Annotated in this window: 23 protein-coding genes; 17 read left to right on the top strand and 6 right to left on the bottom strand. The window is 65.0% G+C overall.

Features of this window, described 5'->3' with window-relative positions; all coding sequences use genetic code 11:
• Positions 1–5 precede the first annotated feature (5 nt).
• From ACYJSS_RS26765 to ACYJSS_RS26800, 8 genes are all read left to right on the top strand, one after another.
• A complete protein-coding gene (locus ACYJSS_RS26765; RefSeq protein ID WP_111260126.1) occupies positions 6–1,718 on the top strand; it encodes a bifunctional metallophosphatase/5'-nucleotidase in 1,713 nt (570 codons plus the stop codon).
• 80 nt (positions 1,719–1,798) lie between these two features.
• Positions 1,799–2,212 carry a cytidine deaminase gene (cdd, locus tag ACYJSS_RS26770; protein ID WP_031287624.1) on the top strand — a complete coding sequence of 138 codons (414 nt, stop codon included), beginning with the start codon at positions 1,799–1,801 and terminating at the stop codon, positions 2,210–2,212.
• A 48-nt stretch (positions 2,213–2,260) separates the two neighbouring features.
• Positions 2,261–3,523 (top strand): NupC/NupG family nucleoside CNT transporter, encoded by a 1,263-nt coding sequence (locus tag ACYJSS_RS26775; RefSeq protein WP_178082923.1) that lies wholly within the window; start codon positions 2,261–2,263, stop codon positions 3,521–3,523.
• Positions 3,524–3,574: 51 nt separating this feature from the next.
• Entirely contained in the window at positions 3,575–4,351 is a 777-nt protein-coding gene (gene deoC, locus ACYJSS_RS26780; protein WP_178082922.1) for a deoxyribose-phosphate aldolase, read from the top strand.
• A 1-nt stretch (position 4,352) separates the two neighbouring features.
• A complete protein-coding gene (gene deoA, locus ACYJSS_RS26785) occupies positions 4,353–5,660 on the top strand; it encodes a thymidine phosphorylase (protein WP_111260123.1) in 1,308 nt (435 codons plus the stop codon).
• Positions 5,661–5,669: 9 nt separating this feature from the next.
• Positions 5,670–6,908: a phosphopentomutase gene (locus ACYJSS_RS26790; protein ID WP_236205939.1), complete on the top strand. Its 1,239-nt coding sequence runs from the start codon at positions 5,670–5,672 to the stop codon at positions 6,906–6,908.
• Positions 6,909–7,622 carry a purine-nucleoside phosphorylase gene (gene deoD, locus ACYJSS_RS26795; RefSeq protein WP_111260121.1) on the top strand — a complete coding sequence of 238 codons (714 nt, stop codon included), beginning with the start codon at positions 6,909–6,911 and terminating at the stop codon, positions 7,620–7,622. It abuts the gene before it with no gap.
• Between the two features lie 80 nt (positions 7,623–7,702).
• The gene (locus ACYJSS_RS26800) at positions 7,703–8,635 is read left to right on the top strand and encodes a S1/P1 nuclease (RefSeq protein ID WP_236205940.1); all 933 of its coding nucleotides are present in this window, start codon (positions 7,703–7,705) and stop codon (positions 8,633–8,635) included.
• Positions 8,636–8,912: 277 nt separating this feature from the next.
• Here ACYJSS_RS26800 and ACYJSS_RS26805 read toward each other — a convergent pair whose 3' ends face one another.
• The 4 genes from ACYJSS_RS26805 to ACYJSS_RS26820 form a co-directional block, all read right to left on the bottom strand.
• Positions 8,913–9,713 carry a cyclic nucleotide-binding domain-containing protein gene (locus ACYJSS_RS26805; protein WP_021219294.1) on the bottom strand — a complete coding sequence of 267 codons (801 nt, stop codon included), beginning with the start codon at positions 9,711–9,713 and terminating at the stop codon, positions 8,913–8,915.
• A gap of 105 nt (positions 9,714–9,818) precedes the next feature.
• A complete protein-coding gene (locus ACYJSS_RS26810; protein WP_111260119.1) occupies positions 9,819–10,091 on the bottom strand; it encodes a TfoX/Sxy family protein in 273 nt (90 codons plus the stop codon).
• A gap of 243 nt (positions 10,092–10,334) precedes the next feature.
• A complete protein-coding gene (locus ACYJSS_RS26815) occupies positions 10,335–10,682 on the bottom strand; it encodes a pentapeptide repeat-containing protein (protein ID WP_236205941.1) in 348 nt (115 codons plus the stop codon).
• Between the two features lie 82 nt (positions 10,683–10,764).
• Complete coding sequence (locus ACYJSS_RS26820; RefSeq protein ID WP_111260117.1) at positions 10,765–12,324, bottom strand: bifunctional aminoglycoside phosphotransferase/ATP-binding protein; 1,560 nt, start codon at positions 12,322–12,324, stop codon at positions 10,765–10,767.
• A gap of 116 nt (positions 12,325–12,440) precedes the next feature.
• On the opposite strand from ACYJSS_RS26820, the gene mrcB reads away from it, so the two are divergent.
• From mrcB to ACYJSS_RS26835, 3 genes are read left to right on the top strand one after another with little or no spacing between them, the layout of a single operon-like run.
• On the top strand, positions 12,441–14,759 hold the full coding sequence (mrcB, locus tag ACYJSS_RS26825) for a penicillin-binding protein 1B (RefSeq protein WP_111260116.1): 2,319 nt from the start codon (positions 12,441–12,443) through the stop codon (positions 14,757–14,759).
• 16 nt (positions 14,760–14,775) lie between these two features.
• Positions 14,776–15,504: a tetratricopeptide repeat protein gene (locus ACYJSS_RS26830; RefSeq protein WP_111260115.1), complete on the top strand. Its 729-nt coding sequence runs from the start codon at positions 14,776–14,778 to the stop codon at positions 15,502–15,504.
• Positions 15,504–15,824: a YqcC family protein gene (locus ACYJSS_RS26835; protein ID WP_111260114.1), complete on the top strand. Its 321-nt coding sequence runs from the start codon at positions 15,504–15,506 to the stop codon at positions 15,822–15,824. Before ACYJSS_RS26830 ends, ACYJSS_RS26835 begins: the two co-directional genes overlap by 1 nt.
• Before the next feature lie 39 nt (positions 15,825–15,863).
• Here the strand turns inward: ACYJSS_RS26835 and ACYJSS_RS26840 are convergent, their stop codons facing one another.
• A complete protein-coding gene (locus tag ACYJSS_RS26840) occupies positions 15,864–16,355 on the bottom strand; it encodes a DUF4124 domain-containing protein (RefSeq protein WP_111260113.1) in 492 nt (163 codons plus the stop codon).
• 409 nt (positions 16,356–16,764) lie between these two features.
• Between ACYJSS_RS26840 and ACYJSS_RS26845 the strand changes: the two genes are divergently transcribed.
• Both ACYJSS_RS26845 and ilvN read left to right on the top strand, forming a co-directional pair.
• Positions 16,765–18,489, top strand: coding sequence for an acetolactate synthase 3 large subunit (locus tag ACYJSS_RS26845; RefSeq protein WP_111260203.1), 1,725 nt, complete (start codon positions 16,765–16,767; stop codon positions 18,487–18,489).
• Positions 18,490–18,491: 2 nt separating this feature from the next.
• Positions 18,492–18,983 (top strand): acetolactate synthase small subunit, encoded by a 492-nt coding sequence (gene ilvN, locus ACYJSS_RS26850; protein ID WP_021219285.1) that lies wholly within the window; start codon positions 18,492–18,494, stop codon positions 18,981–18,983.
• A 51-nt stretch (positions 18,984–19,034) separates the two neighbouring features.
• Here the strand turns inward: ilvN and ilvY are convergent, their stop codons facing one another.
• A complete protein-coding gene (ilvY, locus tag ACYJSS_RS26855; RefSeq protein ID WP_111260112.1) occupies positions 19,035–19,916 on the bottom strand; it encodes an HTH-type transcriptional activator IlvY in 882 nt (293 codons plus the stop codon).
• A gap of 125 nt (positions 19,917–20,041) precedes the next feature.
• Between ilvY and ilvC the strand changes: the two genes are divergently transcribed.
• The 4 genes from ilvC to msrQ all read left to right on the top strand — a co-directional run.
• Positions 20,042–21,058, top strand: coding sequence for a ketol-acid reductoisomerase (gene ilvC, locus ACYJSS_RS26860; RefSeq protein WP_016494721.1), 1,017 nt, complete (start codon positions 20,042–20,044; stop codon positions 21,056–21,058).
• Positions 21,059–21,211: 153 nt separating this feature from the next.
• Positions 21,212–22,027, top strand: coding sequence for a CDP-diacylglycerol--serine O-phosphatidyltransferase (pssA, locus tag ACYJSS_RS26865; RefSeq protein WP_111260111.1), 816 nt, complete (start codon positions 21,212–21,214; stop codon positions 22,025–22,027).
• 61 nt (positions 22,028–22,088) lie between these two features.
• Positions 22,089–23,093, top strand: coding sequence for a protein-methionine-sulfoxide reductase catalytic subunit MsrP (gene msrP / locus ACYJSS_RS26870; protein WP_111260110.1), 1,005 nt, complete (start codon positions 22,089–22,091; stop codon positions 23,091–23,093).
• Positions 23,093–23,718 (top strand): protein-methionine-sulfoxide reductase heme-binding subunit MsrQ (msrQ, locus tag ACYJSS_RS26875; protein ID WP_111260109.1); only part of this gene is annotated, 626 nt, incomplete at its 3' end. The genes msrP and msrQ, both read left to right, overlap by 1 nt.

The raw sequence follows: 23,718 nt of genomic DNA on the forward strand, positions 1-23,718 counted from the left end.
CACGCATGTCCCGTTCCCTTGCCCGCAGCCGCTTGCTGGGCGCACTCCTGCTCGCCGGCCTGGCCGGTTGCGGGCAGGAAGCTGTGCAGCCGGTGGCGGTGAACCTGGTGGCGATCAACGATTTCCACGGCTACATCCAGGGCAGCAGTTTCCGCTACCCGGACCCGGCCAACCCCGGCAAGACGCTCTCGGTGAACGCCGGCGGCATCGCCACCCTCGGCGGCATGCTGGCGGAGCTGCGCAAGCAGGACCCGCAGCTGCTGTTCATCGGCGCTGGTGACCTGGTGGGCGGCAGCCCGCCGATCTCCGCCATGTGGGCCGACGAGCCCAGCCTGGAGGCGCTCAAGGCCATGGGCCTGCGCTTCACCGCCGTGGGCAACCACGAGCTGGACCTGGGCAAGGCCGAGCTGCTGCGGCAGATTCACGGCGGCTGCGAGTCGCCGCGTCCGGAGAAGGCCTGCAGCTTCCGGGGTGACTACAAGGGCGCCGGGTTCGACTACCTGGCCGCCAACCTGGTGGACAGCACCACCGGCAAGCCACTGCTGCCGGCCTACCGCATCGAGGAGGTGAAGGGGGTCAAGGTGGCCTTCGTCGCCGCGATCCTGCGCGATGTCGCCAGCGTGGTCCGCCCCAGCGGCCTGGCCGGGCTGGAGGTGCGTGACGAGGCCGATTCGATCAATGCGCTGATCCCCGAGATCAAGGCCGCCGGTGCCAACGCCATCGTCGCCGTGGTGCACCAGGGCGGCAGCACGCCGGAGCCCTTCGACAAGCCCGCTTGCCAGCAACTGGGTGGGGACATAGTCGAGGTGGCCAAGCGCCTGGACCCGGCAGTGGACCTGCTGATCAGCGCCCACAGCCACCAGGGCTACCTGTGCCAGGTGGGCAAGCTCCCGGTGACCCAGGGCTCCTCCTACGGCCACCTGCTGACCCGGCTCACGCTGGACGTGACGCCAGGGACCCACAAGGTGACCCGCGTCGAGGCCCGCAACCTGCTGGCCGACCCGACGCGCTATGCACCGGACGAGAAGCTCGCCGCGCTGCAGGGCGAGATCGAGGCGCGCAGCGCCGTGGTGCTGGCGCGGCCCATCGCCCGCCTGGCGGCCCCCGAAGTGCGTCGCGAAATGAACGAGGCGGGCGAGTCGGCCATGGGCGACCTGATCGCCGATGCGCAGCTCGCCGCGACCCGCTCGCAGGGCGCGCAGCTGGCGCTGATGAACCCGGGCGGCATCCGTGGCGACCTGGCACTGGAGCAGGGGCTGGAGACGGTCAGCTACTCCCAGGTGGCCGGCTCGCAGCCCTTCAACAACACCCTGCACCTGCTGACCCTGAGCGGCGCGCAGCTGGTGGCGCTGCTGGAGCAGCAGTGGCGGGGCGGGGGTGGCTTCACACCGCTGCAGGTCTCCTCGTCCTTCACCTACCAGTGGGATGCGGGCAGGCCGCCCGGGCAGCGCGTGCTCGCCGACAGCCTGCGCCTGGATGGCCAGCCGGTGCTGGCGGATGGGCGCTACCGGGTGGTTTCCAACGCCTTCCTGGCGGAGGGCGGCGACGGCTTCAGCCTGTTCCGCGAAGGGACGGAGCACCGCGACAGCGGCATTTCCGACCTGGACGCGCTGATCGACTACCTGGTGTCCCGGGACCAGGCCGGCAGCCCGGCGGGGGCGGCCGAGGGCGCGGGACGCATCCGCCGTGTGGATGTTGCGGTCAGTCAGCGGGAATAGCGGTTTGCGACAAGGAGGCGCCCGCACGACGGGCGCCCGATAACCATAAAGAAGGCGACCCAGAGTCCCGGACGGTACCCATGAACGATGTTGCTCGATCCGCTCTGTGCGAGCGGTTGTTGCCCCAGGCCATCGAGGCGGCGGCACGTACCTACAGCCCCTATTCCCGATTCCCCGTCGGGGCGGCGCTGCTCACCCATGACGGCCAGGTGATCCTCGGTTGCAACGTGGAAAACGGCTCCTACGGCCTGACCAATTGCGCCGAGCGCAGCGCGCTGTTCGCCGCCATCAGCCAGGGCCATGCGCCGCGCAGCTTCAAGGCGTTGCTGGTGTTCGCCCCGGAGGTTCCGGTGATCAGCCCCTGCGGCGCCTGCCGCCAGGTGATCAGCGAGCTGATGGCGGCCGACTGCCCGGTGATCTGCTGCGGCAGCGACCCGGAATCGACCCGCCTGTGGCGCGTCGACGAGCTGCTGCCCGGCGCCTTCGCCCTCTAGAACGACGACAAGAACAACGACGCACCTTTCTTCCGGGGAATCCATTTCATGATCGGCATGCTCGGCATCCTGATGTTGCTGGTAATCGCGTACCTGTTGTCCTCCAAGCGCAGCGCCATCAACCTGCGCACGGTCGGCACGGCCTTCGTGCTGCAGGCGGGCTTCGCCGCCTTCGTGCTCTACGTGCCCTGGGGGCAGAACTCCCTGGCGGCCATGTCCAATGTGGTCAGCAGCCTGGAGGACAGCGCCACCAAGGGCATCGACTTCCTCTTCGGCGGCCTCAACAGCACGAAGATGTTCGACCTGTTCGGCGGGGGCGGCTTCGTCTTCGCCATCAAGGTGCTGCCGGTGATCGTGTTCTTCAGCGCCTTCATCGCGGTGCTCTACTACCTGCGCGTCATGGACGTGATCATCTCGGTGATCGGTGGCGCCTTGCAGCGCGCCATGGGCACCAGCCGCACCGAGTCGCTCTCGGCCACCGCCAACATCTTCCTCGGCCAGACCGAGGCGCCGCTGGTGGTGCGGCCCTACATCCCGCACATGACCCGCTCCGAGCTGTTCTCGGTAATGGTCTGCGGCCTGGCCTCCACCGCCGGCTCGGTGATGATCGGCTACGCCAGCCTCGGTGTTGACCTCAAGTACCTGATCGCCGCGAGCCTGATGTCGGCGCCCGGCGGCATGCTCATGGCCAAGCTGATGGAGCCCGAGAGCGAGACGCCCCAGGACCGGCCGGACCTGATCGAAGGCTACGCCGACGACCGTCCGGCCAACGTGCTCGACGCGGCCGCCGCCGGTGCGTCCAGCGGCCTGCAGCTGGCGTTGAACGTGGGCGCGATGCTGCTGGTGTTCATCGCCCTGGTGGCGGTGCTCAACAGCCTGATGGGCTGGCTCGGCGGCTTCGTCGGCTACCCCGGCGTGACCCTGCAATTGCTGCTGGGCTACGCCTTCGCTCCGGTGGCCTGGCTGCTTGGCGTGCCCTGGGCCGAAGCCATCCAGGCCGGCGGCTTCATCGGCCAGAAGATCGTGCTCAACGAGTTCGTCGCCTATGTCGACTTCGCCCGCTACATCAATCCGATCCAGGCGTCGGCCGCCGGTGTCGAGGTGCTCAGCGCCCACACCCAGGTGATCGTCACCTTCGCCCTGTGCGGCTTCGCCAACCTGTCCTCCATCGGCATCCTGCTGGGCGGCATGGGGGTAATGGCGCCCAACCGCCGCAAGGACCTCGCCCGGCTCGGGGTGCGTGCGATGATCGCCGGCACCCTGGCTAACCTGATGAGTGCGGCTCTGGCCGGACTGTTCGTTTCGCTCTGAATCACTGCAACGGGATGCCGGCTCATGGCGCATCCCTGGGGAATGTTCCGAATGACTCAATTGACGGATACCGAACTGGCCCGGTTGGCCATCGGCCTGCTGGACCTGACTTCGCTCAACGACGATGACGACGAAGCCGCCATCGCCGCGCTCTGCCAGCGCGCACTGACCGCCGAGGGGCGGGTGGCGGCGCTGTGCATCTACCCGCGCTTCATCGGCTTCGCCCGGCGCACCCTGGAGGCGCTGGGCGCCGGTGACCTGCGCATCGCCACCGTGACCAACTTCCCCCAGGGCGCCGACGACATCGCCGCCGCCGTGCGCGAGACCGCTGCGGCGGTGCTCGATGGCGTGGATGAAGTGGACCTGGTCTACCCCTATCGCGCGCTGCTGGCTGGCGATGCCGAGCGTGGCCGCGAGATGGTCGCTGCCTGCAAGGCCGCGTGCGGGGAGCGGGTGCTGCTCAAGGTGATACTCGAAACCGGCGAACTGGCCGACCCGGAGCTGATCCGCCAGGCCAGCCGCGATGCCATCGCCGCCGGTGCCGACTTCATCAAGACCAGCACCGGCAAGGTGGCGGTCAATGCCACGCCCGAGGCCGCGGCGCTGATGCTCGAGGTGATTCGCGAGATGGGCGGTCGGGTGGGCTTCAAGCCGGCCGGGGGCATCCGCACCCTGGCCGATGCGCGCCGCTATATCGAACTGGCGGCCGCTGAGCTGGGCCTGGACTGGATCGATGCCCGTCACTTGCGCCTCGGTGCCTCCAGCCTGCTCGGCGACCTGCTGCGGGTGCTCGGCCAGGCCGATGCCGCTGTATCGGAGGGCTACTGATATGTGGCTGGCGCAGGAAGTGATCCGTCGCAAGCGCGATGGGCTGGAGCTGGCGGGTGAGGACATCCGCCGCTTCGTCGAAGGCATCAGCGATTCCAGCCTTAGTGAAGGCCAGGTGGCGGCGTTCGCCATGGCGGTGCTGCTCAAGGGCATGAGCCTGGACGAGCGCATCGCCCTGACCACCGCCATGCGCGACTCCGGCCAGGTGCTGGAATGGAACCTGCCCGGCCCGGTGGTGGACAAGCACTCCACCGGTGGCGTGGGCGACCTGGTGAGCCTGGTGCTGGCGCCGCTGCTGGCGGCCTGCGGCTGCTACGTGCCGATGATCTCCGGGCGCGGCCTGGGGCACACCGGTGGCACCCTGGACAAGCTGGAAAGCATCCCCGGCTACTGCACCCGGCCCGACCCAGAACGCTTGCGTGCGGTGGTGGCCGAGGTGGGCTGCGCCATCATCGGCCAGACCGCCGACCTGGCGCCGGCGGACAAGCGCCTGTACGGCATTCGCGATGTCACCGGAACGGTGGAGTCGGTGGACCTGATCACCGCGTCCATCCTGGCGAAGAAACTGGCCGCCGGGCTCGACGTGCTGATCATGGACGTGAAGAGCGGCAACGGCGCCTTCATGAGCGATCCGCAGCAGGCCGACCTGCTGGCGCGCAGCCTGGTGGCGGTGGCCAATGGCGCCGGTGTGCGCACCCGTGCGGTGATCTCCGACATGAACCAGCCGCTGGCCCGCAGTGCCGGCAACGCCCTGGAAGTGGAAGAGGCGCTGGCCCTGCTCAAGGGCGAGGTGCGCAGCCCGCGCCTGTGGGAGGTGACCCTGGTGCTGGCCGAGGAAACCCTGGTGGCCGCCGGGTTGGCGGAGGACTGCGCCCAGGCCCGCGAGCGCCTGTTGCAGGCTTGGCGCGACGGCGCGGCGCTGCAACGCTTCAACCTGATGGTGGACGCCTTGGGTGGCCCCCGTGGCCTGCACCGCGAGCCCTGGCGCCACCTGCCCTGGGCGCCTGTGGTGCACCCGGTGCATGCCGAGCGCGGGGGTATCGTCCAGGCGGTGGATACCCGCGCCGTCGGGCTCGCGGTGGTCGCCCTGGGCGGCGGTCGCAAGCGCCCGGAGGACGAGGTCGACCCGGCGGTGGGCTTCAGTGCGCTGGCGCTGCCCGGCGAGCGGGTGGGGGGTGAGCAGCCGCTGGGGCTGGTGCATGCGCGGGATGCCGCCAGCGCCGAGCGTGCGGCGGCGGCCCTGCGCGCGGCCTACCAACTGGGCGACGGCGAGGCGCAGGTCGCCGAGCTGATCGGCCAGCGTTACTAGGAGCGGACCATGGGCAGAGCCTTGTTGCTGGTCCTCGACTCCTTCGGCATCGGTGCTACGGCCGATGCCGTGCGCTTCGGCGACCAGGGTGCCAACACGCTGCTGCACATCGCCGAGGCTTGCGCTCGGGGCGAAGCGGATGGCCCTCTGCGCAAGGGGCCGTTGTGCCTGCCGAACCTGGAGAGACTGGGGCTGGGCCATGCGGCGGCGGCCAGCGCGGGCGCTTACCCGCCTGGCTTCGATCCCGAGGCGCCCGTCATCGGTGCCCACGGCCATGCCCGCGAGCTGTCCAGCGGCAAGGACACGCCGTCCGGGCACTGGGAGATGGCCGGGGTGCCGGTGCTGTTCGACTGGGGCTACTTCGCCGAGAAAGAGAACAGCTTCCCGCCCGAGCTGCTGGATGCGCTGATCGAGCGCGCCGGCCTGCCGGGCATCCTCGGCAACTGCCACGCCTCGGGCACCACCATCCTCGAGGCGCTCGGCGAGGAGCACCTGCAGAGCGGCAAGCCCATCTGCTACACCTCGGCGGACAGCGTGTTCCAGATCGCCGCCCACGAGGAGGCGTTCGGCCTGGAACGGCTCTACCAGCTGTGCGAGATCGCCCGTGGGCTGTGCGATGACTGGAACATCGGCCGGGTGATCGCGCGGCCCTTCGTCGGCACCTCCGCTACCGATTTCCGTCGCACCGGCAACCGCCGTGACTACGCCGTGCCGCCCCCCGCGCCCACCCTGCTGGACCGGCTGGTGGAGGCGGGCGGGCAGGTGTTCGCGGTGGGCAAGATCGGCGACATCTTCGCCCACCGGGGCATCAGCCGGCTGTACAAGGGCGACGGTAACGAGGCGCTGTTCGAGGCCACGTTGCAGGCCTTGGCGCAAGCGCCGGAACGCACCCTGGTGTTCGCCAACTTCGTCGATTTCGACATGCTCTTCGGCCACCGCCGCGACATCGCCGGTTACGCGCTGGCGCTGGAGGCTTTCGACCGTCGCCTGCCTGAACTGCTGGCGGCGATGGGGGAGGGCGATGTGCTGGTGCTGGCTGCCGACCACGGCTGCGACCCGAGCTGGCCGGGCAGCGACCACACCCGCGAGCACATCCCGGTACTGGCCTTCGGTGCCGGCATCACGCCCGGCAGCCTGGGCGAGCGCGGCAGCTTCGCCGACATCGGCCAGAGCCTGGCCACCTTCTTCGACCTGCCGGCCTGCACGCATGGCGAGTCCTTTCTCAAACCTGAATCCGGAAACCTGTAGATGGCCACTCCCCATATCACCGCCCTGGCGGGCGACTTCGCCGAAACCGTGCTGATGCCGGGCGACCCGCTGCGGGCAAAGATGATCGCCGATACCTACCTGACGGACGTCCGCCAGGTGAATGCGGTGCGCAACATGCTGGGCTTCACCGGCTTCTACCAGGGCAAGCGCATCTCGGTGATGGGCTCGGGAATGGGCATTCCCTCGCTGTCGATCTACGCCCATGAGCTGTTCAGCCAGTACGGCGTGCAGCGCATCGTCCGTGTCGGCAGCTGCGGCTCGTTGCAGGACGGCGTGAAGGTCGGCGACCTGGTGATCGCCCAGGGCGCGTCCACCGATTCGGTGGTCAACCGCAAGCGTTTCGGCGGCTTCGACTTCGCCGCCCTGGCCGACTACCGGCTGCTGGAGCGCACCGTGCGCCGCGCCGACGAAAGCGGGCAGGCGGTGCACGTGGGCAACGTCTTTTCCGCCGACCTGTTCTACGAGCCGGACCCGGCCTGGGCCGCGCGCATGACGGGCATGGGCGTGCTGGCGGTGGAAATGGAGGCTGCGGGGCTCTATGGCGTGGCGGCGGAGCTGGGACGCCAGGCCCTGGCGGTGCTGACGGTGAGCGACCACCTGATCAGCGGCGAGAAGCTGACGGCCGAGCAGCGCCAGGACGACTTCCACGACATGGTGCGCCTGACGCTGGACGCCATGACCCTCGATCACTGAACCATTTCCTTGCGCGTGGGTGCGACGTCCAGGCGCGCCCGGGGGCGCTTCATGCCTGGGCACAGCCATTAGGAGGAAACATGCAGCACAACGGATTTCGTCGGGCGCTGGGCGCCGGTCTCTTCATCGGCAGCCTGCTCTGGGGCGCGCAGGCGGGTGCCTGGGGTCAGCTGGGCCACGCGGTGGTAGCGGATATCGCCGAAGCGCAACTGACGCCAGCGGCCAAGGCGGAGGCCGATCGCCTGCTGGCGCTGGTGCGCCAGCAGCACCTCTCCGCCGTCGCCAGCTGGGCCGACAACCTGCGCAACATGCCCGACTTCCAGGCGCTCTGGGAGCAGACCCGCGCGCAGCACTACATCAACTACAAGACCGACGACTGCACCTACCAGGCTCCGCGCGATTGCCCGGACGGCCAGTGCGTGGTGGCGGCCATCGAGCGCAACGCCGCGCTGCTGGCCGACCCCAAGGCGAGCGACAACCAGAAGGTCATGGCGCTGATGTTCGTGGTGCACTTCGTGGGTGATATCCACCAGCCGCTGCACAACAGCTACCGCCTGGACAAGGGCGGCAACGACTTCCCGGTGGTGGTCGGCGGCCGCGACTACAACCTGCACAGCGTCTGGGACAGCTACCTGCTGGCCAGCCGGCGCCTGGACCAGGCGGCCTATACGGCGAAGCTGTCCGAGGACCTGCCGAAACCCGAGGCGGGTACGCCCGCGAGTTGGTCGGGGGAGTCCTGCGCCATCGTCCGTGACGACGACCTGTACCCGAAGACCGGCGGCAAGAAGGCCTTCAAGCCTGATGCCTTCAAGCAGTCGAAGAGCGAGGAGTGGGCCCGTCGTGGCACCCAGGGGGGGGACGAGGATGGCGAGGCAGGGGGCAACCAGGACACCCTGGATCGCCGTTACCTGAAGAAATTCCTGCCCCTGGCCGAGCGCCGGGTGCAGGAAGCGGGTATCCGCCTGGCGCTGTTGCTAAACGCCAACCTGCCGGAAGGCGCGCCGAAGAAGTAGCGGGGCGCGCTGGGCGGCACATTCTCGCAGGCAAAAAAAGACCCGGCAAAAGTGCCGGGTCAATAACCGTGATTAGCCTGATGAGGAGATAATCTGAAGAGTCCGACTGCTTGGTCTCCCAGCTTACCGGCTGATCTCGCGACCAGTTGTGGTAATAATAACAATTCTCATTTCACTGTCAACGCTTTCTGCGAATTATTTTCATCTCGCTCGTCGAGGTGGGTTGCAAAGCACAAACCCCGGCACTTGGCCGGGGTTTTCGTTGGGACGCCTGAGGTCACTCCGCCGGCTTGGCCAGGCGTTGCTGGGTGACTTCCTTGTTCAGCAGGTCGATGCGGCGGGCCATGCTCTCGATCAGGCTGTGGGCGATGCGCGGGTTGCTTTGCATCAGGCTGAGGAACTGGTCCTTGGGGATCACCATCACCGTGCAGGGCTCGCTGGCGACCACGGTGGCGCTGCGCTTCTCGCGGGTGAATACCGCCATGGCACCGAAGATCTCGTCCTTCTGCACGTCACCGACCTTCTGCCCGTCGACGAAGGCTTCGGCATGCCCTTCGATGATGATGAACACGTGGTCGGCTTCGTCGCCCTGGTGGATCAGTTCCTCGCCGGCGGCAAAATGCTGGAAGCCGGTGGCGGGGCGGATCTCGGGTTGCTTGAGGCGGGCGAGTGCGTCGGAGAGCAGGGCGGTGTGGCCTATCAGGTACTGGATGAACAGCTCCTGGCCCTTCTCGCTGCCGTAGATGTGCTTGAACACGTCACCACGGGCGTAGGGGACCAGGCTGAGCGGCTCGTCGCTGCGATAGCGGCAGCTGGGCAGCTCGATGCCCTGGCGCAGGCCGACCAGGTCGCCCTCCTGGAGGTAGAACAGCGGGCGTTCGTCGACGAGCGCATGCAGCAGGCCGTTCTCGATGAGGAACAGCTGGTTGCCGGGCAGCACCTTGGCCAGGTCCTCCACCGCATCGAGGCGCAGCGGCGGGCCCGAGGGCTCGAGCCCATCGAGCAGCTGGCCGGGAATGCTTTGCAGTCGGTTGATCAGCTGGTCGGCGTAAGCAGGTTGCTCCCCGAGTAGGTACATGACAGTAATTCCTTGAACTGGCTGGGCGGCTTGGACGCACGAACGTCCCTGAAACAATAGGGCGCATCGCCATCGCAGTAAATCCTATCTCGCCCAGGTTGTGAGCTAGCTCTTGTTGTTGGGTGGCAATGCGTCCAGCTGCCCGTTCAGTTCCGCCTTGTGCCCGGGTGAGAGGTCGTTCCAGTGCACGTCCAGCAGGGCGCCTTCTATGGCGTAGAGCAGCACCTTGGAGGCGCGGAACCCGCGGGCGCGGACGGCGCGGTAGGCACCCACCGCACCGAGGCGGCGCAGGTCGGAGGCGCTGTGGATGCCCACCGCATGCAGCCACTGTGCCGAGGTCTTGCCGAGGTTCTTCAGGTGTTGCAGTTCGTCGTTCATCCAGCCTCCTTGCGATGGTGGGGCGCGAAGGATCAGTCCCGGTCGATTCGAGCAAGTGTAGCGGCCATCTGATACTGCGTAGCCGGGTGACTGCATCCCTGCCCGGCGCCGATCGCGGCTTGCCAAGGTCTTGCGTTTCCTGCGGCGTCTGTGCCCGGGTATCAGCGTAGACGGCATCCGTGCGGGTGCGACCCGCCGGGGGCCGATCCTCGGTCGGGTAAGGCCCGCAGCGGGTGCGTGGCGCTATTTGTGGGTGTTGTAGCGCAGGCGGGTGCCGAAGTTCACCGACATGAGGATTTCATCGGCCGCCAGTTCGGTGGGGAAGTAGGCGCCGGATATCTGTGCGTGGGCGAGGCTGGCGCCTTCGAGGCTGGCCTCGCGCAGGTCCAGGCCTCGCAAGTCGGAGCCCCGGAAGTAGGCGCCGGTGAAGTCGATGCGTGTGGCGTCAAGGCCTCGCAGGTCGAGGCCGCGGAAATCGCCCGAGGCCATGTCGACCGGGCCTTCCTTGGGTTTCTGTGCGTTGAAGCCGGCCACATCGTCGTTGTGCAGCAGGCGGTAGAGCGGATTGTCGAGCTGGTGGGGTGCGGTCATCGCTACTCATCCGGTGAGAATTCACCGGGAGTATAGAAGCCGCGGCGAGCACTGCTCGCCGCGTTGGGGATGACGCGGCCGATCAGAGGCCGGGCAGGTGCTGGCGAATGCGTTCGACCAGGCTGTCGAGGCTGCTGGCATCGTGGGTGTCGATGCGCTTGCTGTGGGTCTGCTCCTCGGCGGTCAGGGCTTCGCGACTCGCCTGCTGGGCATGCACCACCTCCAGCGTGGCGTCGGAGGGATCGCCACCCTGCAGTTTGCGCTGCTCCAGCCAGCCGGCGATGACGGTATCGGGGGCCTGGCAGTCGAGGATGACCACCGGGGTGCCGACCTGTTCGGCGACGTCCTGCGCGGCCTGGCGCTGGACCTGCTTGAGGTAGGCGGCGTCGATCACCACCGGGAAGCCTGCGTGCAGGACGGTTTCCGCCAACTGATGCAGGTGCTGGTAGGTGCGTGCCGTCGCCTCGGCGCTGTAGATGCCGCTATAGAGGTCGTTCTGTCCGTCCTGCTGCTGGCCGAACAGGCGCTTGCGCTCGACATCGGAGCGCAGGCGGATGGCGCCGAGGGCCTCCACCAGGCGCAGGGCGACGTGGCTCTTGCCGACTGCGGAAACGCCGTGGGTGATGGCGAGGAAGCGCGAGGGGATGGCGCTGTAGCTTTCCGCCAGGTTGGCGTAGTTGCGGTACTGGCGCAGGGTGGCGGCCTGCTGCACGGCGTCACTCTGGTGCGCCAGGCTGAACAGGGCGATCTTGGCGCGGACCAGGGCGCGGTAGGCCTTGTAGAAATTCAGTACTTCCAGGCCTTTGTAGTCGCCGGTCTCTTCCAGGTAGCGGCTGATCAGGCGACGGGACAGCGACTTGAGGCCGCGATCCTCGAGGTCCATGGCCAGGAAGCCGATGTCGGCGTAGACGTCGGTGAAGCGGAAGGGCTCGTTGAATTCGATGCAGTCGAACAGCACCACTTCACCGTCGATGAGGGTGGCGTTACCCAGGTGGATGTCACCGTGGCATTCGCGGATCGAACCGTTGTTCTTGCGCTCGGCCAGCAGCGGCAGCAGGCGTTCATAGCTGCTCCGGGCCCAGGCTTCCAGCGCGTCGAGCTGTTGCAGGTCGGCCTTGTTGCTGAGCATCGGGCGGATCTGGTCGAAGTTCTGCTGCACCGGTGCCATGACCATTTCCGGGGTGCCCAGCGGGTGCTCGACGGCGACCTGGGGGGACTGCAGGTGGAACTGGGCGATCTGTACCGCCAGGGCGTCGATATGCGCCGGGGTCAGTTCGCCGCGCGCCTGGACTTCGCTCAGCAGGTTGGCCTGGGGGAACTGCGCCATGCGGATGGCGAACTCGATGGCGGGGCCTTCGCCACCCAGTTGCGGGGCCGCCTCGCTGCCGGTGATGGGCAGGACGTCGAGGTAGAGGTCATGGGTCAGGCGCTGGTTGAGGCGAACCTCTTCACCGCAGAAGCGCTCGCGGGCCTCCAGGCTGGTGAAGTCGAGGAAGCCGAAGTTCACCGGCTTCTTGATCTTGTAGGCATAGGGGCCGGTGAGCAGGACCCACGAAATGTGCGTTTCGATGACCGTGAAGCCTTCCACAGGATGCGGATAAAGGGCAGGGTCTTGCAGGGCGGCAATCAGTGCTTGGCTCACGGTCTTTCCTTGCTGGAGATGCTGGCAGAGCGGGGCATTATGGCCGCTGTGCACCACTCTGCAAACCGTCAGGAGGCGCCTTCTGGCTGTGGACAAAGTGCGTATAATGCGCCGCCATGACCCGTTCCCGATCCCCCCGCTCCCGTAAAAAGCCCCGCTCCAGCGGCCTCCGTACCCTATTTGGCTGGGGCTTGAAGCTCGGCCTCGTGGGGCTGGTGGTGCTGGCGGGATTCGCCATCTACCTGGATGCCATCGTCCAGGAAAAATTCTCCGGCAAGCGCTGGACGGTTCCGGCCAAGGTCTATGCACGGCCGCTGGAATTGTTCGTGGGCCTGAAGCTGGCCAAGGATGACTTCCTCAAGGAGCTCGATGCGCTGGGCTACCGCCGTGAAAGCGCCGCCAATGGCCCGGGGTCGGCGTCCGTTGCGGGCAGCGCCGTGGAGCTCAACACCCGTGGCTTCCAGTTCTACGAAGGCCCCGAGCCTGCACAGCGGATCAAGGTGCGCTTCTCCGGTGACTACGTGGCCGGCCTGACCCAGGCCAACGGTGGCAACCTGGCCGTGGCGCGCCTCGAGCCGTTGCTGATCGGCGGTCTCTACCCCGCCCACCACGAGGACCGTGTGCTGATCAAGCTGGACCAGGTCCCTGCCTACCTGGTGGAGACCCTGGTGGCGGTGGAGGATCGCGAGTTCTTCAATCACTGGGGTGTCTCGCTCAAGTCCATCGCCCGTGCCATCTGGGTCAACGCCACCGCCGGCCAGCTGCGCCAGGGGGGCAGTACCCTGACCCAGCAGTTGGTGAAGAACTTCTACCTGACCAACGAACGCAGCATCAGCCGCAAGGCCACCGAAGCCATGATGGCGGTGCTGCTGGAGCTGCACTACGACAAGCGCGAGATCCTCGAGGCCTACCTCAACGAGGTGTTCCTCGGCCAGGACGGGCAGCGCGCCGTGCATGGCTTCGGGCTCGCCAGCCAGTACTTCTTCAGCCAGCCGCTGTCCGAGCTGAAGCTGCATCAGGTCGCGCTACTGGTGGGTATGGTCAAGGGACCGTCCCAGTACAACCCGCGTCGTAATCCCGAGCGCGCACTGGAGCGCCGCAACCTGGTGCTGGACCTGCTCGCCGAGCAGGGCATCGTCACGCCGGAAGAGGCGGCCGAGGCCAAGGCCAAGCCGCTGGGTGTGACCCAGCGCGGCAGCCTGGCGGACAGCTCGTTCCCTGCTTTCCTCGACCTGGTCAAGCGCCAGCTGCGCCAGGATTACCGCGACGAGGACCTCACCGAAGAGGGGCTGCGCATCTTCACCAGCTTCGACCCGATCCTGCAGCTGAAGGCCGAATCCGCGCTCGACGAGACGCTCAAGCGCCTGGCTGGCCGCAAGGGGGTCGATGAGGTCGAGTCCGCGATGGTGGTGAGCAACCCGGAAACGGGCGAGGTCCAGGCGCTGGTGGGCAGTCGTCAGCCGCGCTTCGCCGGCTTCAACCGCGCGATCGACGCCGTGCGCCCGATCGGTTCGCTGGTCAAGCCTGCGGTGTATCTCACCGCCCTGGAGCGCCCCAGCCAGTACACGCTGACCAGCTGGGTGCAGGACGAGCCCTTCTCGGTGAAGGGGCAGGACGGCCAGGTGTGGACGCCGCAGAACTATGACCGCCAGGCGCACGGCAGCATCTACCTGTATCAGGGGCTCGCCAACTCCTACAACCTGTCGACCGCCAAGCTGGGCCTGGAACTGGGCGTGCCGAACGTGCTCAAAACCCTCGAACGGCTGGGTGTTTCACGCGAGTGGCCGGCCTTCCCGTCGATGCTGCTCGGCGCTGGTGCGCTGAGCCCGATGGAAGTGGCGACCATGTACCAGACTCTGGCCAGCGGTGGATTCAATACGCCCTTGCGCGGGATTCGCAGTGTGCTGACTGCCGAAGGCGAGCCGCTCAAGCGCTATCCCTTCCAGATCCAGCAGCGCTTCGATCCGGGCGCCATCTACCTGGTGCAGAACGCCATGCAGCGGGTCATGCGCGAGGGGACCGGGCGCTCGGTGTATACCCAGCTTCCCAGCTCGCTGAACCTGGCCGGGAAGACCGGGACCACCAACGATTCCCGTGACAGCTGGTTCGCCGGCTTCAGTCAGGATCTGCTGGCTGTCGTATGGCTCGGCCGTGACGACAACGGCAAGACGCCGCTCACCGGCGCCACCGGTGCGTTGCAGGTGTGGACGAGCTTCATGCGCAAGGCCGATCCGCTACCCCTGGACATGCCGATGCCGGATAACGTGGTGCAGGCGTGGATCGATCCGCACAGTGGCCAGGGCTCGGATTCCAGCTGCCCGGGTGCGGTGCAGATGCCGTATATTCGCGGCAGCGAGCCGGCGCCGGGCCAGCCATGTGGAATGGGTGCGCCAGTGGACTCGGTGATGGACTGGGTCCGTGGCTGGATGCAATGAACCAAGAGGATCTGAAGTGAATAAAGGGTGGATTCCTGTCCTGACCGTTGCGGTCATGCTGACCGGCTGTGCGACTCCCCAGCGAAACGCCATTCCGGTGGTCGATTCCGGTGGCCCGATGTCCGAACAGGAAGAGGGCGCTGGCGGCGGATATCGTCCCCCGGTCGCCGCACAGCAGCCGCAGTACGACGCCCAGGATGCTGGCGTGGTGGTGATGGTGCCGGGTGCCAGTGGCAGTTCCGCCCAGGCGATGCCCGCCCCCAGCGCGCCCATCAGTGGCTCGATCAGCACCGGCCCCATCACGCCCGGCCCGATCACTCCGGGGCCTTCGAGCTCCGCACCTCTCTCCACCGGTAGCTACAGCATGCCTTCCGCGCCGAGCGGTATCCCCAGCGGCGGCAGCCTGGCGGCCGACGAGCAACTGGATGGCCCGGTCCTGGCGTTGCTGACCACCGCCCAGCAACAGCAGAGTGGTGGCGATCTCAACGGCGCCTCTTCCAGCCTGGAGCGTGCCCAGCGCATCGCGCCGCGCGAGCCGCAGGTGCTCTATCGTCTTGCCGAGGTACGCCTGGCCCAGGGCGATGCCGCCCAGGCCGAGCAGCTTGCCCGCCGTGGTCTCAGCCTCTCGAATGGCCGCCCCGCATTGCAGGCTGGCCTGTGGGAGCTGGTCGCCAAGTCCCGTGAGCGCCAGGGCGATCCTTCAGGTGCCGCCCAGGCACGCCAGCGGGCCAAGGTCAGTTCCTGATGGATCCGCGCCTTTCCGATGTGGCCGATCAATTGCTGCTGATCGAGCGTGAGTTGCGCGTGCTCGGTTGGTGGGCGGAGGTGCCCCCGAGCGAGGAGGCGCTTTCCAGCCAGGAACCGTTCTGCGTCGATACGCTGGCCTTCGAGCAGTGGCTGCAGTGGATCTTCCTGCCGCGGATGAAACTCATCCTGGAGTCGGGGCATGATCTGCCGCAAGCGTCGGGCATTCGCCCCATGGCCGAGATGGCCTATCGCGAGCGCCCCGTCGAGGTGCGTCCGTTGCTGGATGCGCTGGGTGAGTTCGATCGTCTGATCGGATGAGGTCTGCTGCGGCGTCGGGCGCGCCGCAGCAATCTTCGGTTAGTTACAGTTTTCGTCTATCGCCTTCTTGGCTTCCGCAATCTTGGCCTGCCGCTCTTCCTCGGAGAGGCGACGCATTTGGCCCCCTTCCTCCACTCGCAGGCGCGGGTTGTTCTGCAGCTGCGCGAGGTTGGTTCGCGTGGTGTCGCAGTACTTCTTGCGCTCGGCTTCCTGTTTGGCGACGTCGGCCTTGACCTTCTCGTCGATGGCCTTCTGTTTTTCGTCGCTGCCGGCGTTCGCCGGGGCGGCCGGCTTGGCAGGCTCGGCCTTTTCCTCGGCCTTCGGCTGGACGGGGTAGGGGTTCTCGAAACTGGGTTTCACTTCCTTGGGTTGCGCAGTGCCGGTGCTGATCGACGTGGCGTCCTGGCCCTGCGGCGGCTGGGCACCGAAGTGGGTGACGCCCTGTGCGTCCACCCATTTGTAGACCTGGCTGGCCATGGCGGAACTGCCCAGGGCGAGCAGCAGGCTGCCCGTGAAAATGATGCGACGCATGCTGTTTCCTTGTGATCGATCGTGACCTGGCAATTACTATAACCAAAACCCGCCTATCGTCATCCTGCTGCGTGTCACAGCACCGCGATCGAAGAAACACGCACGGATTGCTTGACTTGTCCTTCTCCAATCCGAAGAATCCACGGTTCGCTGTGTCAGTGGGCCGGCCGCAAGTCGGTAGCTGCCATAGTCGATGAGGTGCATACCCGCGCCGACCTGTTACACCCGCAACGCGTTACCTCGCGCTGGGTGGGAAAGCCCCGCAACAACTCTCAGGGGCCGCCCCGATGCTTGCTCAGTCAGTAGCTGACGTAGTCCGACTACCCGTCGTTCACGTGACTACTTGCAAGCAAACCTATTCAGGCCGTCCGGTCGCGGGCGGTTTACTGGCGTTATAGAGGTGATCAACGTGGAGCTTTTATCTGGCGCTGAAATGGTCGTCCGCTCGTTGCGTGACGAAGGCGTTAAGTACATCTACGGGTACCCGGGTGGTGCCCTCCTGCATATCTACGATGCCCTGTTCAAGGAAAGTGACGTCACCCATATCCTGGTGCGCCACGAGCAGGCTGCTACCCACATGGCCGACGGCTATGCACGCGCCACCGGCAAGCCCGGCGTGGTGTTGGTGACTTCCGGCCCCGGCGCGACCAACGCCATTACCGGCATCGCCACTGCCTACATGGACTCCATCCCCATGGTCGTCCTGTCCGGCCAGGTGCCGAGCGGCATGGTGGGCACCGACGCCTTCCAGGAAACCGACATGGTCGGTATCTCCCGCCCGATCGTGAAGCACAGCTTCATCATCAAGCATCCTTCGGAAATCCCCGAAGTGATCAAGAAGGCCTTCTATCTCGCCCAGTCCGGCCGTCCCGGCCCGGTCGTGGTCGACATCCCGAAGGACATGGGCGATCCGACCCAGAAGTTCGAGTACAGCTACCCGAAGAAGGTCAAGCTGCGTTCCTACAGCCCCGCCGTTCGCGGTCACTCCGGCCAGATCCGCAAGGCGGCCGAGATGCTCCTGGCTGCCAAGCGGCCGATCCTGTACGCCGGTGGCGGCGTGATCATGGGCGGTGCTTCCGAGCCGCTGACCGAACTGGCCAAGATGCTCAACGTGCCGGTAACCAACACGCTGATGGGGCTCGGTGCCTATCCGGGGATGGATCGCCAGTTCGTCGGCATGCTCGGCATGCACGGCAGCTACACGGCCAACCTGGCAATGCACCATGCTGACGTGATCCTGGCTGTCGGTGCGCGTTTCGACGACCGCGTGATCAACGGCGCGAGCAAGTTCTGCCCGAACGCCAAGATCATCCACATCGATATCGACCCGGCGTCGATCTCCAAGACCATCAAGGCCGACATCCCGATCGTGGGCCCGGTGGACAGCGTTCTCACCGAGATGGTCGCCACCCTCAAGGAAATCGGCGAGACCCCGAACAAGGAGACCGTCGCCAGCTGGTGGAAGCAGATCGAGGAATGGCGCGGTGATCGTGGCCTGTTCCCCTATGAAATGGGCGACGGCAGCATCATCAAGCCGCAGACCGTCATCGAGACGCTGTGCGAAGTCACCAAGGGCGATGCTTACGTCGCGTCCGACGTGGGCCAGCACCAGATGTTCGCCGCGCAGTACTACCGTTTCAACAAGCCCAACCGCTGGATCAACTCCGGTGGCCTCGGCACCATGGGCTTCGGCTTCCCTGCTGCGATGGGTGTGAAGCTGAACTTCCCGGATGCCGACGTGGCCTGCGTGACCGGTGAGGGCAGCATCCAGATGAACATCCAGGAGCTGTCGACCTGTTTGCAGTACGACCTGCCGGTGAAGATCGTCAACCTCAACAACGGTGCGCTGGGCATGGTCCGCCAGTGGCAGGACATGCAGTACAACAGCCGCTATTCCCATTCCTACATGGAATCGCTGCCTGACTTCGTCAAGCTGGTAGAAGCCTATGGTCACGTGGGCATGCGCATCACCGACCTCAAGGATCTGAAGCCGAAGATGGAAGAGGCGTTCGCCCTGAAGAACCGCCTGGTGTTCCTCGATATCCAGGTGGATCCGAGCGAGCACGTCTATCCGATGCAGATCCGGGATGGCGCCATGCGCGATATGTGGCTGAGCAAGACGGAGCGGACCTGACCATGCGACACATCATTTCCCTGTTGCTGGAGAACGAACCCGGTGCGCTGTCCCGTGTCGTGGGCCTGTTCTCCCAGCGCAACTACAACATCGAAAGCCTGACCGTCGCGCCGACCGAAGACCCGACCCTGTCGCGTCTGACTTTGACGACCGTGGGCCAGGACGACGTGATCGAGCAGATCACCAAGAACCTCAACAAGCTGATCGAGGTTGTGAAGCTGGTCGACCTGTCGGAGAGCGCGCACATCGAGCGCGAGCTGATGTTGGTGAAGGTGAAGGCCACTGGCGCCCAGCGTGCCGAGGTCAAGCGCACCACCGATATATTCCGTGGGCAGATCGTCGATGTGACCAGTAGCGTTTACACCATCCAGCTGGCCGGTACCTCCGACAAGCTGGACAGCTTCATCCAGGCGATTGGTACCGCGTCGATCCTCGAGACCGTACGCAGTGGCGTTACCGGCATCGCCCGGGGCGACAAGGTGCTGAGCATCTGATTGCTGCCTTATGAGAAACCCCGCCTGGTGCGGGGTTTTTTATTGCCTCGGTTACTGGCGGCGATTCCAGAAGGCTGCGATCAGTGGATCCTTCAGGCGCTTTTCCAGGGCGAACAGGCCGATGTCGTAGGCGGTCAGTGGCGGTTGGATATCGTAGATGCGGATGCGCGCTGTCAGGGGGCTGTTGTCGAGCACGATCTGCGGAACCACGCCGATGCCGAACCCCAGGCTTACCATGCTGACGATGGCCTCGTTGCCGGCCACCTGCGCATAGATCCGTGGCTTGATGCTGTGGCTTTTCAGCCAGCGCTCGGTGCGGGTACGGGCCAGGCCTTCTTCCGAAAGAATCATCGGCACGTCCCTCCAGCTTTGCGCCGTGGGCTGCTTAAGTTGCTCCTCCGTCAGCAATTGAGGGGATTGGGGGCCGATGAAGCGCAGTTCCGAGCGGGTGATCGACTGGAAGTCGACGCCGGCTGGCAGGTTGTCGGGCCGGGCGCCGATGGCGAGGTCCTCCAGCCCCTGTTGCACCCGCTCGACCGCCTTTGCGGGGTCGCCGGTGTGCAGCTTCATTTCGATGCGGGGGTAGTCCTGGCGGAAGCTGCTGAGGATGTCATAGAGGAAGCTGTAGCTTGCCGTTACCGAGCAATAGAGGGAGAGCTCGCCGTGCAGGTCGACCTGATCCTGCATGAAGCGCTGGCGGATGGCTTGCCAGCCGCTGAGGACCTCACTGGCGTATTCGCGGAACTGTTGCCCTTCGCGGGTCAGTTGGACCGAGCGATTGTCGCGAACGAACAGCGGCGCGCCGACCTCGTCTTCGAGTTGCTTGATGCTTCGGCTCAACGCTGAGGGGCTGACGTGCTGCTCGCGGCTGGTCTTGCCGAAGTGCAGGTTGTCTGCCAATGAGAGAAAGAGCCTGAGTGCGTGGCTGTCCATGAGTATTTCGAATATCGGCACATGACGTTGCGAATATATCATTTTACGCAATGGGTAGGATCGCTTAATGTGCCCATGTCGCGGTGCGCGCACCCCATCCCTTTCGTTTTAGAAGAGCCAGGAACATGAAAGTTTATTACGACAAAGACTGTGACCTCTCGATCATCCAGGGCAAGAAAGTAGCCATCATCGGCTACGGCTCCCAGGGTCACGCTCATGCCTGCAACCTGAAGGATTCCGGTGTCGACGTGACCGTCGGCCTGCGTCCGGGCTCCGCCACCGTCGCCAAGGCCCAGGCCCATGGCCTGACCGTGAAGAGCGTGCCGGAAGCCGTTGCCGCCGCTGATCTGGTCATGATTCTGACCCCCGACGAATTCCAGTCCAAGCTGTACAAGGAAGAAGTCGAGCCGAACCTGAAGAAAGGCGCCACCCTGGCCTTCGCCCACGGCTTCGCCATTCACTACAACCAGGTCGTTCCACGTGCCGACCTCGACGTGATCATGATTGCGCCGAAGGCCCCGGGCCACACCGTTCGCTCCGAGTTCGTCAAGGGCGGTGGTATCCCTGACCTGGTCGCCATCTACCAAGATGCTTCCGGCAATGCCAAGAACGTCGCCCTGTCCTACGCCTGCGGCGTAGGCGGCGGCCGCACCGGCATCATCGAAACCACCTTCAAGGACGAGACCGAAACCGACCTGTTCGGTGAGCAAGCCGTTCTCTGCGGCGGTTGCGTCGAGCTGGTGAAGGCCGGTTTCGAAACCCTGGTCGAAGCTGGCTACGCGCCGGAAATGGCCTACTTCGAGTGCCTGCACGAGCTGAAGCTGATCGTTGACCTCATGTACGAAGGCGGTATCGCCAACATGAACTACTCGATCTCCAACAACGCCGAGTACGGCGAATACGTGACCGGCCCGGAAGTCATCAACGCCGAATCCCGTCAGGCCATGCGCAATGCTCTGAAGCGCATCCAGGACGGCGAGTACGCGAAGATGTTCATTCAGGAAGGCGCCTCGAACTACGCGTCGATGACCGCCTACCGTCGCAACAACGCTGCTCACCCGATCGAGCAGGTTGGCGAGCGTCTGCGTGCGATGATGCCGTGGATCTCTGCGAACAAGATCGTCGACAAGACCAAGAACTAAGGTCTTCGACGCTCAAGAAGAAACGCGGCTACGGCCGCGTTTTTTCATGGCGCTCCCGCTTCTGGTATAAAGCCTGATCACCGGGGACGTGACGCGAACCTGCCAGTTGCATCCCGGTCAAATTCATTCGCATACCCCGCAAGGATGTTGTTCATGAGTGACCGTCCCGAAGAGCCTAACGAGGCTTCTGACGCCGAAAGCCTGCTGCCGATCGACGAGCATGTCGAAGAAGGGCACGATGATGAAGGGCGAAAGGTCCGTCATCGCGGCATCTACCTGCTGCCCAATCTGTTCACCACCGCGAACCTGTTCGCTGGTTTCTACGCGATCATCAACGCAATGAACGGCAATTTTTCGGTCGCTGCAGCCACCATTTTCGTCGCCATGGTGCTCGATAGCCTCGATGGCCGTGTCGCGCGTCTGACCAATACCCAGAGCGCCTTCGGTGCCGAATACGATTCGCTTTCCGACATGGTCGCCTTCGGCGTTGCCCCGGCTCTGCTGGCGTTCGAGTGGGCCTTGAGCGGGCTCAACAGCGTAGGCCTGACCGTGGCATTCATCTATGTGGCCGGGGCTGCGCTGCGCCTTGCGCGTTTCAACACCCAGATCGGCAAGGCCGACAAGCGCTATTTCATCGGTCTGGCCAGTCCGGCGGCCGCTGGTGTGGTTGCGGGGACCGTCTGGGCGTTCAGCGACTTCGGCATCAAGGGCTCGAACATGTCCTTCATCGTTGCGCTGCTGGTAGCCGCTGCGGGGATGTTGATGGTCAGCAACGTCAAGTACTACAGCTTCAAGGACCTGGACCTGAAAGGGCGCGTACCCTTCGTCGCTATCCTGGTCGTTGTGCTGGCGTTCGCCGTGGTCTTCAGTGATCCGCCGCGTATCCTGCTGCTGATCTTCCTCGCCTACGCAGCGTCCGGACCGGTGCAATACTTGCTGCAACTGCGTCGCCGCCAACGCGTCGAGTGATGTAATTTCCGCACGGCTCCGCAGTCTACTGGGCAACCTATGTCCTAACTGTGGAGCCGTCATGCTGATCCGAACTCCCGCAGCGTCCTCTTCCCGCGAAGACGAAGTCACCCCTGAAGCCATCTACCTGTCGCGTCGTACCTTCATGACAGGAGCTGGCGCTGCTGCTTTGCTGTCATCCCTGCCCATCAATGCCGCCGACCCATCAGCCTATGCCGATGTGGAACCTGCGGCTGCACCTGCCTGGTTCTCGGGCAAGTTGCAGGATGCGCGCTGGCAAGCCATGACTGCCGGGGGCGAGGCGGTGACGCCGTTCAAGGATGCGACCCACTACAACAACTTCTATGAGTTCGGCACCAACAAGGGTGACCCGGCCCGCTATGCCGACAATCTCAAGGTCGAACCCTGGCAGGTGAAGATCGATGGCGAGGTCGGCAAGCCTGGCACCTACTCGATAGAAGATCTAGTTAAGCCCCATCAGTTGGAGGAGCGTATATACCGGCTGCGTTGTGTGGAGGGGTGGTCGATGGTCATCCCCTGGCTGGGCTTTCCTCTGGCCGAACTGCTGCGGTCCGTGGAGCCGACCGGCAATGCGAAGTTCGTGCGTTTTGAAACACGCTTGGCTCCAGAAGAAATGGCTGGCGTGCGCTCCGGGTTCTCGCTGATCGATTGGCCTTATATGGAAGGGCTGCGCATGGATGAAGCGATGCATCCCCTGACCCTGATAGCCGTGGGCATGTATGGGCGGGTGTTGCCCAACCAGAACGGTGCGCCCTTGCGTCTTGTGGTGCCCTGGAAGTATGGGTTCAAGAGCATCAAGTCCATTGTGCGCATCAGTCTCGTGGCCGATCAGCCCAAAACGACCTGGGAGACCATCGCCCCTAACGAATACGGCTTCTATTCCAACGTGAATCCGGAAGTGGACCATCCCCGCTGGAGCCAGGCGCATGAGCGGCGACTGCCTAGCGGGTTGTTCAGCCCCAATGTGATCCCCACGCGCCTGTTCAATGGCTATGACGAGGTTGCACCTCTGTATAGCGGTCTCGACCTACGGAAGTTCTACTGATGCGTTATCGGTTGTGGCGTGTCGTGGTGTTCCTGTCGGCGATGGTTCCGCCTTCCTTATGGCTTTACCAAGCCTGGATCTTCGATCTGGGGCCTGATCCGGGTAAGGCTCTGGTCGATCGACTTGGGCTGGGAGCGCTTTGGCTGCTACTCATCACGTTGGGTATGACCCCGTTGCAGAAATTTACGGGGTGGGGCGGTTGGATTTCGGTGCGCCGGCAGTTGGGGCTTTGGTGTTTTACCTATGCAGTTTTCCATATCGGTGCCTATGCGGTGTTTCTGCTTGGGCTGGACCTGGGCCAGTTGGCGAAGGATCTGAGCAAGCGCCCCTACATTATTGTTGGTGCACTGACTTTCACGATGTTGCTTGCGCTGGCTGTGACGTCGAACCGCTTCAGCATTCGTCGACTTGGCAAGCGCTGGAAGCAACTGCATCGGCTCATCTATCCGATCCTTGGATTGGCCCTGCTGCATATGCTTTGGGTGGTACGTGCGGACATGGCGGAATGGGCGGGCTATGCAGTCACTGGGGGCATTCTCCTGGCGCTTCGAGTGCCGATGGTTTCGAAGAGGCTTCCGCGCCTGTTTCCAGGCCCTGCAGAAAAGATGACGAAAAGATTTCAATA

The sequence above is a fragment of the Pseudomonas sp. No.21 genome (genome assembly GCF_054558415.1).